A 14,158-nucleotide genomic window follows, 5' to 3' on the forward strand; every position below is an offset into this window, starting at 1 on the left:
CGGCGGCGATCGGCGTCACCGGGCTGTAGAACGCGCTCATCGCCTCGGTGCGCTCGAGGGTATGCCTGTTCGGCGCGGCGGGTGTTTGACGCGCAGCAGGTCGCGGTGCGAACATGGAGCGGCAAGCACCTCGGTAGGTGAGGCGTCTGCACGGATACAGGCCACTGACCCCGAACGTCGAGAGACGCCCCGGGTCAGGACAGCTCTTCCCGGACCCAAGGGTTGAGCCCAAGTGGCTTCCGGACGAGGAGCGATCCCAAGCGCGGCGAAGCCGGGCGCAGCGGGTCGCGACCATCGGCTACGTCCTGGATACGCCGTGCAGTGCCGAAGCTCCGACGAGAGGGGTGCGGTCGGCAGTGTGCGGCCGTCATTCGTGCCTCTTCCGTTCAGGTGGATGCCACGACACCCGCGCGTGTCCCGGCCGTGAGGAGGTGAGGGCGAGATGAGCAGAACCAGTCCAGGCGATAGTCCATATCCGCATTCCGTCTCGTCCCAATCCGCTTCCGGCCCGCTGCGCGCCGGCTGATCGCCGGGTGCGTCTGACGCGCTGCACGCCGTGAGCCGATCGGGCCTCCTCGAGGAGAAGATCATGGCTTTTGTTGAGGTGCTCAACCATTGGTGCGCACGGCACCGCCCGACCGCCCAGGAGCGGGCGAACCGCTACGTGTCGCGGATGCCGATCAGCGTGCTGGCCGCGGCGCAGTCGCCGGACGGTGCGAACACGCGGCGCTGATCGGTCCGCGCCCGCCCCACCCTATCGACGATCGCAGTGGCCCAACGCGTTTCGGGACTGCACTCGCGCAGCTCGCACAGACAGTGAGAAACCGATGACTTCACTCTCCGCCCCCCGGCACGGCCTGCCCGACGTGGCCGGTCAGGCCGTGCCGGATTCCGCGCACATCGGCGACATCGTCGGCGCGTTCGGCCGCATCCGGCACGATGGCGCCGACGCCCGCGTCGGCCGCTTGCGCCGCCTGCGCACCCTGATGGTCATCACCGGCCCGGGACTGATCGTCATGGTGGGCGACAACGACGCCGGAGGCGTCGCGACATACGCACAGGCCGGACAGAACTACGGGATGGCCCTGCTGTGGACGCTGGTCTTCCTGATCCCGGTGCTCTACGTCAACCAGGAGATGGTGCTGCGCCTCGGTGCGGTCACCCGGGTGGGGCACGCGCGGCTGATATTCGAGCGTTTCGGCAAGTTCTGGGGTGCGTTCAGCGTCGGGGATCTGTTGATCCTCAACGCCCTCACGATCGTGACCGAATTCATCGGGGTAGCCCTGGCGCTGGGCTATCTCGGCTGTCCCAAGATCGTCGCGATTCCCGCCGCCGCCGTGCTGTTGTTCGCCGTGGTGGCCGGCGGCTCGTTTCGCCGCTGGGAAGCGCTGATGTTCCTGCTGATCGCGGTGAACGTGCTCGTCGTGCCGATGGTCCTGCTGGTCCATCCCAGCCTGGCCAGGACGGCCGACGGCCTGGTGCCGCGGTTCCCGGGTGGGCTGGACTCCACCGTGCTGCTGTTGATCATCGCGATCGTGGGAACCACGGTGGCGCCGTGGCAACTGTTCTTCCAGCAGTCCAACGTGGTGGACAAGCGCATCACCGCGCGCTGGATTCCTTACGCGCGGGCCGATCTGGTCATCGGGATCGTCGTGGTCGTCGTCGGCGCCACCGCCTTGATGGCGGTGACCGCGTTCGGGCTGGCCGGCGCCGGCGTGGGCGACTTCACCGATGCGGGCGCGGTCGCCTCGGGTTTGTCCCGCCACCTCGGCGGCACGGTAGGGGCGCTGTTCGCGATCATCCTGCTCGACGCGTCGCTGATCGGGGCGAATGCCATCGGGCTGGCCACCACCTACGCCGTGGGCGACGCGATCGGACGGCGACACTCCCTGCACTGGAAGATCGGTGAGGCGCGGATGTTCTACGGCGGCTACGCGATGCTGCTCGCGGTGTCTGCGGCAGTCGCGTTCAGCCCCGACCACGTGCTGGGCCTGGTGACCCAGGGCGTTCAGGCGCTCGCCGGTGTGCTGCTGCCTTCGGCGACGGTGTTCTTGGTCCTGCTGTGCAACGACCGCGCGGTGCTGGGGCCCTGGGTGAACACTGTGCGGCAGAACATCGTCGCGTGGGCCATCGTCTGGTCGCTGGTGTTGCTGTCGCTGGCCCTGACGGCGACGACGTTCTTCCCGGGCTTGTCGACGGCCACCATCGAGGCCGGGCTCGCCGTCGGCGCGGTGACCGGTATCGCGGGCGGGGCCGCTGGGATCGTCGCCGGCCGGCGCTACATCGACCGGCAGGAGGCGGAAGTCATCGTGCGGGCACTGGGCGGCTGCCTGGACCCCGAGCAGGTCGACCGGCTCGACGACACCCCGCTGCTCTCGCGTGCCGAACGCCGTGCGGTGCGCCTGCAGGACCGATTGGACTGGCAGACACCCGATCTGGCCGGACTGGCCCGCCCCGCCATGTCGCCGATCCGGCGGATGGGGCTGTTCACCCTGCGTGCCTACCTGGTGGTGGCCGTCGTGCTGGTCGTCGTCAAGATCGCGCAGGCGGGCATCATCGCACCCGCCACGTCACTGTGAGTAAAGCTCCAGCACAACGATTTTGTCGCGGGTGTGCAAACACCACTGGACCGCTCACCGATGCGTTCACCACTGCTTATGCCGCGCTGCTGCCGACAGCCGACGTCGGCGTCGCCACCGGCATCTCCTTACCGGCCTGCGACGCGGGCCTCTTCGCCGGCGGGCTCCAAGAATTCCTCGCGGGGGATCCGGCCGGTTTGGCCAACGCGGTCGGTGATCCTCTGGCAGCCACCGTCGGGTTGGACTCGTTTTCGCTCTTCCTCGAAGGTCAGGTGGTCCTCGGTGCGGGGCTCGCGAGCGCTCTGGACCTCATCGATATCCCGGAAATGCTGATCAGTCTGAGCCCGTAAGGAACGCTGCCAGCCTCCCCAGGGGTCCGCGACGCGGGAGCCGCTGGGAGCCTGACTGAAGACCGGGCGTCGTTGCCGGGTTTCTTCAGGGTCAGAAGTCCTCGCCGTGAGGGTCTTACGCATGCAGCGGCGGCGGACAACCATCGATAGCGTGACGTGAGTGACGGCCGACCAACCCCGCACCGCCGGCCCCGGGGCCGTGGCGGTGCCCTTCGGCGACGTGACGGCCCTGCCCGACCTGCGCCACGACCGGCAGCGCGCCGGTCCCGTCCGTGGCCGACGCCCGGTCTACGTCGACCTGCTGCCGCCGTGCAACGCCAGATGCCCCGCCGGGGAAAACATCCAGGCCTGGTTGGCCCACGCCCGCGCCGGTCAGTACGAGCAGGCATGGCGCCAGCTGGTCGCCGACAATCCGTTCGCCGCGATCCACGGCCGGGTCTGCTACCACCCCTGCGAGTCAGTCTGTAATCGAACGCATCTGGATGCCGCGGTGTCCATCCACGCGGTGGAGCGGTTCCTCGGTGACACCGCACGTGACCACGGCTGGCAGTTCGCGCCGCCGCCACGATCGACGGGTCAACGTGTCCTCGTGGTCGGCGCGGGCCCCAGCGGACTCTCAGCCGCTTATCACCTGGCCCGGATGGGGCATCAGGTAGAGGTCCGCGACGCCGGCGCCGAACCTGGCGGGATGATGCGCTACGGAATCCCCGACTACCGGTTGCCCCGCGATGTGCTGGACGCCGAGGTTCGGCGGATTGTCGCGCTCGGCGTGCAGTTCACCAGCGGGCACCGGGTCGACGACCTCGCCGCCGAACGCGCCGACGGCAACTTCGACGCCGTGTTCGTGGCCGTCGGTGCCCACCTGGCCAAGCGGGTCGACATCCCCGTCACGGATGCCGGGTCGCTGCTGGATGCCGTGTCGTTCCTGCATGATGTCGCGTCGGGAGAACGCCCCGAGATCGGCCGCCACGTCGCCGTCTACGGTGGCGGCGATACCGCGGTGGACACGGCCCGCGTCGCCCGTCGTCTCGGCGCCGAGGACACGGTCATCATCTATCGCCGCACCGCGGCCCAGATGTCCGCGCATCCCGAGGAAGTCGATGAGGCTGAAAGCGAAGGGGTTCGGATCAACTGGTTGCGCACCATCTCCGCCCTGCAGGGATCTGAGCTGCGTGTGGAATTGATGGAGATCGACGAGTCCGGACGCCCGATGCCCACCGGGCATTTCGAGACTCTGGCCGCCGACACCGTGATCATGGCGTTGGGGCAGAAGACCGAGTCGGCGTTCATGCGCAACCTGCCCGGCGTGCAGTTCGACGACGACGGATCGGTTCTGGTCTCGGCGACGCTGATGACCGGCTGCCCAGGGGTGTTCGCGGGCGGCGACATGGTGCCGTCCGAGCGGACCGTGACGGTCGGCGTCGGGCACGGCAAGAAGGCCGCCCACCACATCGACGCCTGGCTGCGCGGCGACTCCTGGCAACGCCCGCCCAAGCATCGGGTCGCCGAGTTCGACCTGATGCACCTGTGGTACTTCGGCGACGCCTCCCGAAGGGCCGAGCCCGAACTCCCCCCGCGGCAGCGGCTGACCGGATTCGACGAGGTCGTCGGCGGATTGTCCGAGCAGGAGGCGACGTTCGAGGCGGGCCGGTGTCTGTCCTGCGGGAACTGCTTCGAATGCGACGGCTGCCTGGGGGCCTGCCCGGAAGACGCGGTGATCAAGCTGGGCCGCGGTCACCGCTATCGGTTCGACTACGACAAATGCACCGGGTGCGCGACGTGCTTCGACCAATGCCCGGTGCACGCCATCGACATGGTCGCAGAAAGAACATGATGCGCGCGACAGTGGACGGCAACGAGGCGACGGCGTCGGTGGCCTACCGGCTCAGCGAGCTGTGCTGCATCTATCCCATCACCCCGTCCTCGCCGATGGCCGAGCTGGCCGACGAGTGGTCCAGCCGGCGGTGTCCCAACCTGTGGGGCACCGTGCCGTCGGTGGTGGAGATGCAAAGCGAGGGCGGCGCCGCGGGAGCGCTGCACGGCGCCCTGCAGGGCGGGGCGCTGGCCACCACCTTCACCGCGTCGCAGGGCCTGCTGCTGATGATCCCCAACATGTACAAGATCGCCGGCGAGCTGACCTCGGCGGTCATCCACGTCGCCGCGCGATCGCTGGCCGCTCAGGGACTGTCCATCTTCGGCGACCACTCCGACGTGATGGCCACACGCCAGACGGGATTCGCGCTGTTGGCCTCCGCCTCGGTGCAGGAGGCCCATGACCTAGCGTTGATCGCCCACGCGGCCACCCTGCGCAGCAGGGTCCCGTTCCTGCACTTCTTCGACGGGTTCCGCACCTCCCACGAACTCAACACGATTCAGATGCTCGATGACGACGACCTACGCGCGCTGGTGCCCACGTCGCTGATCCTGGGGCATCGTGACCGGGCACTGTCGCCGGATCGGCCGTTCATCCGCGGCACCGCCCAGAATCCCGATACGTATTTTCAGGCTCGCGAGACGGTCAACCCTTTCTATGCCCGCGTGCCCGAGCTGGTCGACGCGCTGATGGCCGAGCTCGGCCGGCGCACCGGGCGCCCCATGCACGTCGTCGACTACACGGGGCACCCCCGGGCCGACCGCGTGCTGGTGCTGATGGGTTCGGGCGGACAGGCGGCGGCCGAGACGGTGGCCGCGCTGACCGCCCGCGGCGAGCGGGTCGGGGTGATCCAGGTGCGGCTATACCGGCCTTTTCCGGTGCAGGCGCTGCTGACGGCGCTCCCGTCGACGGTACGCACGGTCGGAGTACTGGATCGCACCAAGGAGCCGGGGTCGTTCGGCGAGCCGCTGTACCTGGACGTCACGGCCGCCCTGGCCGAGGGCTACAGCCGCGGCGAACGGTCCTCACTGCCACTGGTGTGCGGCGGGCGGTTCGGGCTGTCGTCGAAGGAATTCACCCCCGCCATGGTCGCCGGAGTCTTCGCCGAGCTGGCCGCCGAGCGGCCGCGGACCCGCTTCACCGTCGGCATCGACGACGACGTCAGCGGCACCAGCATCGACTACGACCCGGCGTTCGACGTCGAATCCCCGGCGATCACCAAAGCGGTCTTCTTCGGGATGGGATCGGACGGGACCGTCGGCGCGAACAAGAACACCATCAAGATCCTCGGCGCCGAGCCGAACGTCCACGCACAAGGGTATTTCGTCTACGACTCGAAAAAATCTGGCTCCCAGACGGTCTCGCATCTGCGGTTCGGTCCCGAGCCCATTCGCGCGCCCTACCTGGTGCAGCAGGCCGACTTCGTCGGATGCCATCACCAGCGGTTCCTCGACCGCGTCGATGTGCTCGGCCGTGCCGCTCCGGGCGCCGCACTTCTGCTCAACAGCCCCCGTCCACCCGAGCGGGTGTGGGACAGCCTGTCGGCGACGGTGCAACGGCAGATCATCGACAAAAACATCGGTCTCTACGTCGTCGACGCGAACGCCATCGCCCGTGAGGTCGGGATGGCCGGGCGGATCAACATCGTCTTGCAGACCTGCTTTTTCGCCATCTCCGGAATTCTGCCGATCGACGAGGCCATCACCAGGATCAAAGACAGCGTGGCCAAAACCTACGCCGGGCACGGTGCCGACGCGGTGGCCCGCGAAATCGACGCCGTCGATCGTGCCCTGCAGCGGTTACACCGGGTCGAAGTACCCGACCGGGTAACCTCCGGCCACAGGCCCGAGCCGCTGGTTCCGGTCGACGCGCCCGATTTCGTGCGGACCGTGACCGCGGAGATGATCGCCGGGCGCGGAGACGCGCTGCCGGTCAGCGCCCTGCCGGCGGACGGCAGCTATCCCAGCGGGACCGCGGCCTACGAGAAACCCAACATCGCCGACCTCGTCGCGACGTGGGATCCGGACAGCTGCATCCAGTGCGGCAACTGCTCGTTTGTGTGCCCGCACAGCGTCATTCGCACCACCTTCTACGACAGCGAACGGCTTGGCGACGCGCCGGCCACCTTCCCGTCGGCACCGCTGGACGCGGTAGGCCTTCCCGGCGCCCGCTACACGCTGCAGGTCTACGTCGAAGACTGCACCGGATGCGGTCTGTGCGTCGAAGCCTGTCCGGCTGTCGTCCCCGGCGCGCCGGTCAGAAAGGCGATCAACCTTGCTCCGCGGGAGCCGCTGGTCGCCGACGGTCGCCGAAACGCCGCCTTCTTCGAAACCTTGCCGGTGGCCAACCGATCGACGGTGGATTTCGGCACCGTGCGCGGCGCGCAGTTCCTGCAGCCGTTGTTCGAATTCCCGGGCGCCTGCGCAGGCTGCGGCGAAACCCCCTACCTGAAGCTGTTGTCGCAGTTGTTCGGTGACCGTTTGATGGTCGCCAACGCCACGGGATGTTCTTCGATCTACGGGGGCAACTTGCCGACGACGCCGTGGACCACCAACGCCGAAGGGCGCGGTCCAGCCTGGTCCAATTCGCTGTTCGAAGACAACGCGGAGTTCGGTCTGGGCCTTCGGCTTGCCGCCGACGTTCACCTGACCCAGGCGCGACAGCGGCTGGCCGAGCAGCGTGAGGTCCTCGGCGCCGAGCTCGTCGATGCCGTCCTGGACGCCCCGCAACTGCGGGAATCGGAGCTGCATGCCCAGCGTCGGCGGGTCGCCGAACTCCTCGACCGGTTCGACCGACTGGAACCCGAAGTGGGTGACGAGTTACGTGGTCTCGTCGACCACCTGATTCGTCGTAGCGTGTGGATCGTCGGCGGCGACGGCTGGGCCTACGACATCGGCTCGGGCGGACTCGACCACGTGCTGGCCAGCGGACGCAACGTCAACGTGCTCGTGCTCGACACCGAGGTGTATTCGAACACCGGCGGGCAGATGTCGAAGAGCACCCCACTGGGTGCCGTGGCCAAGTTCGCCGCGTCGGGAAAGACGGTACCCCGAAAAGACCTTGCGTTACAGGCTGTTTCGTACGGCAGTGGGTACGTCGCGCGGGTCGCCATGGGCGCCGATCCACAGCAGACTTTGCTGGCGTTCCGCGAAGCGGAAGCCTATGACGGGCCGTCGCTGGTGATCGCCTACAGCCACTGCATCGCGCACGGCTTCGAGATGCGCCACGGCCTTGACCAGCAGTATCGGGCCGTGGCCAGCGGGCACTGGCCACTGATCCGCTACAACCCGATGCTCCGCGAGGCGGGGGCGACACCGTTCCTGCTGGATTCGCACCGCCCCCGCCTGCCGCTGGCCGACTACCGCTATCGCGAGCTGCGCTACCGCAGCCTGCGCAATGCCGACCCGGACGAAGCCGAACGGCTTTTGGCGCTGGCCCAGGAGTCCATCGATCAGCGCTGGGCGGTCTACGAAGACATGGCTTCTCGCGAGCCGCAACAGTTCCCGTCCGATCCGCGTCGGGAGCACTGATGGACCTGTCCACCCGCTACCTCGGTCTGCCGCTGCGCAACCCGGTGCTGGCTTCGGCGTCGCCACTCAGCCGCACGGTCGACGGCGTGCGGCGGCTTGCCGGCGCCGGGATCGGTGCGGTGGTGCTGCATTCGTTGTTCGAGGAACAGCTGCTGCAAGAGTCCCGGTTCGACGAGCGAATCGTCGCCCAGGGCAGCGAGAGTTACAGCGAGTCGTTGAGTTACTTTCCCTCCGCCGTCTCAAACAGCCGGGGCCCTCAACGCTATCTGCGCTTTGTCGAACGCGCAGCAGCCGCCGTGGACGTGCCCGTCATCGGAAGCCTCAACGCCTCCACCCCGGGCAGCTGGGCGCGCTACGCCCGTTGGATAGAGGATGCCGGCGCGGCGGCGATCGAGTTGAACATCTATTACCTTCCCGGAGACACCGGTGTCGACGGCGCCGCGGTGGAACAGCGCCACCTGGACGTACTCGCCGGGGTCAAGAGCGCGGCCACAATTCCGATCGCCGTCAAGCTCGGTCCTTATTTCAGTGCCATCGCTGACGTGGCGCACCGGCTGGATGATGCCGGCGTCGACGGGCTGGTGTTGTTCAATCGGTTTCTCCAGCCCGACATCGATCCGGAAACCCTCACGACGGTGCGCGCCGTCACGTTGTCGACGCCGACTGAGACACGATTGCCGCTGACGTGGATCGCCTTGCTGCGCGGACGGGTGCGCGCCTCGCTGGCCGGGAGTAGCGGGGTCGAGCACGGTGCTGACGTGGCCAAGTATCTCCTCGCGGGCGCCGATGTGGTCCAGTCGGCGTCGGCGCTGCTGCGTCATGGCCCCGAATACGCGAGTGTGCTCCTGCGGGATCTGAGCACCTGGATGGACCGCAAGGGATTTCGAGCCCTCGACGAGGTACGCGGGCTGCTGGCGGCCCCGGACGCCGAGGGGTGGGCGGCACGAGAACGCGCGGACTACGTCCGGGCGGTCCATGGGGCCAACCGCGGTGCCGACGGCACGTACTGACACAGCACACACACGGAGGATGCGGACATGAGCAGGTTCACCTACATTCGTTTCTTCGAGGAGATCGGCATCGGCGACGTGCCACTCGTCGGCGGCAAGAACGCCTCGCTCGGCGAGATGTACCAGAAACTGTCCGGGCAGGACGTCCGCGTCCCGCACGGGTTCGCGATCACCGCCGAGGCCTACAAGCACATGCTCGACAGCGCCGGCGCCTGGGACGCGCTGCATGCCGAGCTCGACGATCTCGACCCGGCCGACGTCACCGCGTTGGCGCGCAAGGGCAAACGAGCCCGCGAGATCGTCTACGGCGCCGGGCTTCCCGCCGACCTGGCCGGCGAGATTCTGGATGCCTATCGCAGACTGCAGGACGAATACGGTGAGACTGTCAGCCTGGCCGTGCGCAGCTCGGCGACCGCCGAGGACCTGCCGACGGCGAGTTTCGCGGGCCAGCAGGACACCTACCTCAACATCACGGGCGCCGAGAGTCTCCTGGACGCGTGCCGGCGCTGCTTCGCCAGTCTGTTCACCGACCGGGCCATCCACTACCGGATCGACCAGGGTTTCGACCATTTCAAAGTCTGGCTGTCGATCGGCGTGATGAAGATGGTGCGCTCCGACCTGGCCGCCTCGGGGGTGATGTTCACGATCGACACCGAATCGGGCTTCAGCGACGTCGTGTTCGTGACCGGCTCGTACGGCCTGGGGGAGAACGTGGTCCAGGGCGCGGTCGACCCCGACGAATTCTATGTCCACAAGCCGACCTACCTGGCCGGGCACCGCGCCGTGCTGCGTCGACTGATCGGCGACAAGGCGGTCAAGATGGTGTTCGTCGAGGGAGAGACGAAGAACACGACCCGCAACATCCCCACCCCGCGGGCCGACCGGGCCCGTTTCTGCCTCACCGACTCCGACGTGCTCGAGCTGGCCGGCTATGCGTGCGCCATCGAGGCGCACTACGGCCGGCCGATGGACATCGAGTGGGCCAAGGACGGCCTGGACGGGAAGCTCTACATCGTCCAGGCTCGCCCCGAGACGGCCACCTCCCAGCGCAGCCTGACGGTGCTGGAGACCTATGTGCTCGAAGACAATGGCCTGGATTCGAGGCAGATACTCACCGAGGGCCGCTCGGTGGGCGAGAAGGTCGCCTCGGGAGTGGCGAAACGGATCGACAACCTGGGGAACCTGTCGGACTTCCGGCCCGGCCAGGTGCTGGTGGCCGACACCACCACACCGGACTGGGAGCCGGTGATGAAGGCTGCCGCCGCGATCGTCACCAACCGGGGCGGGCGCACCTGTCACGCGGCGATCATCGCCCGCGAGCTCGGCATCCCGGCCGTTGTCGGCGCGGGCGACGCGACCACGAGTGTGCCGGACGGCGCCGTGGTCACGGTGTCCTGTGTCGAGGGCGACACGGGACGCGTGTACCGCGGCGAGCTCGGCTTCCACGTCGACCGGAGCGAGGTGGCCGGCATCAAACGGCCCCGCACCGAGATCATGATCAACCTCGGCAACCCCGATCTCGCCTTCAAGACGTCGTTTCTGCCCAACGACGGCGTCGGGCTCGCCCGCATGGAGTTCATCATCAGCGAGTACATCAGGGTCCACCCGCTGGCCCTGCTGCATCCGGACAGGGTCGACGATCCGCAGGCCCGGCGCTCCATCGAGCGGCTGACCTATGCCTACTCCGGCGGCGGGGATTTCTTCGTGGAACGGCTGTCGGAGGGAATCGGCACCATCGCCGCCGCGTTCTGGCCCAAGCCGGTCGTGGTGCGAATGTCGGACTTCAAGACCAACGAGTACGCAAGCCTGGTCGGCGGGGCCGCCTTCGAGGCCGAAGAGAACAATCCCATGATCGGCTTCCGCGGCGCGTCGCGCTACGCCCATCCGGCCTACGCAGAAGGGTTCGCCCTGGAGTGCCTGGCCATGAAACGCGTGCGCGAGCAGATGGGGCTGACGAACGTCGTGCTCATGCTGCCGTTCGTGCGCCGTGTGGCCGAGGCTGACCTGGTCCTGGGCGAGATGGCCAAACATGGTCTGCGCCGCGGCGAGAACGGCCTCAAGGTCTACGCGATGTGCGAGATCCCGAACAACGTGATCCTCATCGACGAATTCGCCAAACGCTTCGACGGTTTTTCGATCGGCTCCAACGATCTGACCCAGCTCACCCTCGGCGTCGACCGTGACAGCGAGATCGTGGCCTTCGACTACGACGAACGCGACGACGGCGTCAAGGAGATGATCCGCATGGCCGTGGAAGGCTGTCGCCGCAACAACATTCACTCCGGACTGTGCGGTCAGGCGCCTTCGGACTATCCCGACATGGCCGAATTCCTGGTGCGCCTCGGCATCGACTCGATAAGCCTGAATCCCGATGTGGTGGTGAAGACCACCACGCAGATCCTCCAACTGGAACAGCAGGTCGCGTCGCAGCCGGTGCAACGGTAACGCGCGTGCCCACCTCGCGACTGTTCGCGGCCATCGTCGATCGGGATGCGGCGGCGCGCTATGTGCTGAGTCGGCGTACCCCCGAGGGGGGATTCTGCTATTACCGCACACCGATATGGGGCGTCGAGGAGCCCAACACCCCTGACACGTTGGCGGCGCTGGATTCGTTGCGGTTGCTGGGCGTCGAACCCCCCGAGGCCGCGGTGACCGGACGATGGCTGGACAGCGTGCAGAACGACGACGGCGGCTACCCCAGCCTGACCATTGGTTGGGCAGCCCTGCGGGCTCTCGAGCTGTTGGGTCTGTTGCCGTCAGTTTCGCCGGCAGCATGGCTGACGGCGTGGGCGCAGCGGTTGCTCGAAGCCCCGCGAACAACGACGCAGGACTGGCGTGCGGCCCTTGATGGTGTTCTACGCGTTGCCGAGCTGCTGGACCTCGATGCCGGGCAGCGCGCCGAACTGGCCGATTTGCTGACCGTCTCGGCTGACCCCCAGGGCGGCTGGGCGCGTCCCGGCGCTGATCTGGAGACCACCGCGGTCGCCGTCCAGTTGGCGAACCGCGCAGGCATCGCGCCGCAGCACCCTGACCGGGTGCTCGGGTTCTTGCGCGGCTGCGAAGACGCCACCCTCGGGATGCGGCTGCGCCCGGACGCGCAGGTGACCACGGTCGGAGCGTTGTGGGCGGGTCAGGAACTGGCCAAAACGCTGCGGATTCTACCGAGGCACCCGGCGGCGATCGCGGCCAGTCTGGGCTTGCTGCAGCGCCCGAACGGCGGCTTGGGGGCACGCCACGGGGCGGTCACCACGCTACGCGACACCTGGTACGGGCTGCGGGCGGAGCTCCTGCTCGACGAACTGGACAGGCCGCAACCGTGACACCGTGCCGGTTCGGGCACGGTGTCACGAGCCGCCCGGCGTTCTCGCCGTAACCGGGTCGTCGCCGAGGCGGTCAGACTCCCGAAGAGGGACGACGGGGCCGTTGAGCGCTGGGCAGCCCGAACGGCAGGTCCGTTGTCGTCGAGGCGATGTCGAGGAGGCGGTTGTACTTGGCGACGCGTTCGCCGCGGGCGGGTGCGCCCGACTTGATCTGGCCGCAGCCCGAAGCGACAGCGAGGTCGGCGATGAACGAATCGATGGTCTCTCCCGATCGATGAGAGATCATCGCGCCGTAGCCCGACCGTCGACACAGGGCGAGCGCCTCCAGGGTTTCTGACACCGTTCCGATCTGATTGACCTTGATCAGGGCGGCATTGCCGATCCCGGCCCGCACCGCAGCAGCAATCACGTCGGGGTTGGTCACGAAGTTGTCATCGCCGACCAATTGCACTTTTTCGCCGAGCTTCTCGGTGAGCTTCTGCCACCCGACCGTGTCATGCTCATCCATCCCGTCCTCGATGCTCCAGACAGGATATTTCTCGACGATACTCAGGTAGCGCTCGATGAGATCGTCGCCGGACAGCGACTGGCCGTCGACCTGGTAGCGACCGTCCCGGTAGAACCCGTTCGCGGCCGGATCGAGGGCAATCGCGACACCGCTGTCTCCGGTGACATAACCGGCCTCGCTTATCGCTTGGGTGAGCAGCGTCAGAACGTCTTCCGGACAACTGATCTCGGGAGCAAATCCGCCCTCGTCGCCCAACCCGGTCGCCAGGTTGCGGTCAGCCAGGATCGACCGCAATCGCCGGTATACCTCAGCGCCGGCACGTACAGCTTCCGGCAGGGACGGCGCCCCGACCGGCGCGATCATGAACTCTTGGAAATCGAGGTCGTTGAGGGCGTGCGCACCTCCGTTGACCACATTGAAGTGTGGCACCGGCAGTCGCGGCGTCACATCAACCGGAATCATCCACTGCCACAGAGGCTGACCAGACACCAGGGCGAACGCCCGGGCAGCTGCGGTTGAGACACCGACAATGGCGTTGGAGCCCAGGCGGGACTTGTCCGCAGTGCCATCCAGCCCTCGCAGCGCCAGGTCGATCTCCTCCTGGCTGGCAAATGTCCGGCAGGTCAACGCTTCTGCGATCGGGCCATTGACATTGGCCACCGCTTTGCGCACGCCCAGGCCGCCGTAGCGATCGTCGTGGTCCCGCAATTCGACAGCTTCCCGGCTGCCGGTCGAAGCTCCCGACGGCACGCCGGAAGTCACCCGTCTGCCGTCCTTGAGGTTTGCCGACACCGAAAGGGTCGGCCGCCCGCGCGAGTCCAGAATCTCGATGGCAGATAGTGACGAAAACTCTACGGCCACTTGCTTTCCTCCCTGTCGAACTCGACTGAACAGCTTCTCAACCGAGTAATCGGTTTGTTCCGTAGGGACCGTTGGCCGTCGATGTGTGACGCGCAATTGTGGCGAGCCCCACCGCCATCATGGGTGA

The 14,158-nt window shown here is 67.4% G+C and carries 9 protein-coding genes and 1 riboswitch; of the genes, 8 read left to right on the plus strand and 1 reads right to left on the minus strand.

The window, feature by feature from the left end; all coding sequences use genetic code 11:
• The first annotated feature begins 122 nt into the window (after nt 1-122).
• Nucleotides 123-351: riboswitch (M-box (ykoK) riboswitch) on the plus strand.
• Nucleotides 352-589: 238 nt separating this feature from the next.
• The 8 genes from ACOJVU_RS20885 to ACOJVU_RS20920 all read left to right on the plus strand — a co-directional run bounded on the left by ACOJVU_RS20885 (nt 590) and on the right by ACOJVU_RS20920 (nt 12,662).
• Nucleotides 590-733: a hypothetical protein gene (locus tag ACOJVU_RS20885; RefSeq protein ID WP_421531532.1), complete on the plus strand. Its 144-nt coding sequence runs from the start codon at nt 590-592 to the stop codon at nt 731-733.
• Between the two features lie 94 nt (nt 734-827).
• Nucleotides 828-2,579 carry an NRAMP family divalent metal transporter gene (locus ACOJVU_RS20890; RefSeq protein ID WP_421531533.1) on the plus strand — a complete coding sequence of 584 codons (1,752 nt, stop codon included), beginning with the start codon at nt 828-830 and terminating at the stop codon, nt 2,577-2,579.
• On the plus strand, nt 2,576-2,929 hold the full coding sequence (locus tag ACOJVU_RS20895) for a hypothetical protein (RefSeq protein WP_421531534.1): 354 nt from the start codon (nt 2,576-2,578) through the stop codon (nt 2,927-2,929). The genes ACOJVU_RS20890 and ACOJVU_RS20895 overlap by 4 nt, the downstream gene beginning before the upstream one ends.
• A gap of 199 nt (nt 2,930-3,128) precedes the next feature.
• Entirely contained in the window at nt 3,129-4,763 is a 1,635-nt protein-coding gene (locus ACOJVU_RS20900; protein WP_421531564.1) for an NAD(P)-binding protein, read from the plus strand.
• The gene (gene nifJ / locus ACOJVU_RS20905; protein ID WP_421531535.1) at nt 4,760-8,332 is read left to right on the plus strand and encodes a pyruvate:ferredoxin (flavodoxin) oxidoreductase; all 3,573 of its coding nucleotides are present in this window, start codon (nt 4,760-4,762) and stop codon (nt 8,330-8,332) included. The genes ACOJVU_RS20900 and nifJ overlap by 4 nt, the downstream gene beginning before the upstream one ends.
• Nucleotides 8,332-9,342, plus strand: coding sequence for a dihydroorotate dehydrogenase-like protein (locus ACOJVU_RS20910; RefSeq protein ID WP_421531536.1), 1,011 nt, complete (start codon nt 8,332-8,334; stop codon nt 9,340-9,342). The genes nifJ and ACOJVU_RS20910 overlap by 1 nt, the downstream gene beginning before the upstream one ends.
• Nucleotides 9,343-9,369: 27 nt before the next feature.
• The gene (gene ppsA / locus ACOJVU_RS20915) at nt 9,370-11,787 is read left to right on the plus strand and encodes a phosphoenolpyruvate synthase (protein ID WP_421531537.1); all 2,418 of its coding nucleotides are present in this window, start codon (nt 9,370-9,372) and stop codon (nt 11,785-11,787) included.
• Between the two features lie 5 nt (nt 11,788-11,792).
• Nucleotides 11,793-12,662, plus strand: a complete 870-nt coding sequence (locus ACOJVU_RS20920; RefSeq protein WP_421531538.1) for a hypothetical protein — start codon at nt 11,793-11,795, stop codon at nt 12,660-12,662.
• A 73-nt stretch (nt 12,663-12,735) separates the two neighbouring features.
• On the opposite strand, the gene eno is transcribed toward ACOJVU_RS20920, so the two are convergent.
• Nucleotides 12,736-14,031, minus strand: coding sequence for a phosphopyruvate hydratase (gene eno / locus ACOJVU_RS20925; protein ID WP_421531539.1), 1,296 nt, complete (start codon nt 14,029-14,031; stop codon nt 12,736-12,738).
• Nucleotides 14,032-14,158 lie beyond the last annotated feature (127 nt).

Origin of the sequence: Mycobacterium sp. THU-M104, from assembly GCF_049197365.1 — a bacterium.
Taxonomy (GTDB): domain Bacteria; phylum Actinomycetota; class Actinomycetes; order Mycobacteriales; family Mycobacteriaceae; genus Mycobacterium.

Coding starts and splice junctions, on each gene's coding strand:
- ACOJVU_RS20910 (WP_421531536.1), top strand. CDS start 8,332: ATGGACCTGTCCACCCGCTACCTCGGTCTGCCGCTGCGCAACCCGGTG.
- ACOJVU_RS20890 (WP_421531533.1), top strand. CDS start 828: ATGACTTCACTCTCCGCCCCCCGGCACGGCCTGCCCGACGTGGCCGGT.
- ppsA (WP_421531537.1), top strand. CDS start 9,370: ATGAGCAGGTTCACCTACATTCGTTTCTTCGAGGAGATCGGCATCGGC.
- ACOJVU_RS20885 (WP_421531532.1), top strand. CDS start 590: ATGGCTTTTGTTGAGGTGCTCAACCATTGGTGCGCACGGCACCGCCCG.
- nifJ (WP_421531535.1), top strand. CDS start 4,760: ATGATGCGCGCGACAGTGGACGGCAACGAGGCGACGGCGTCGGTGGCC.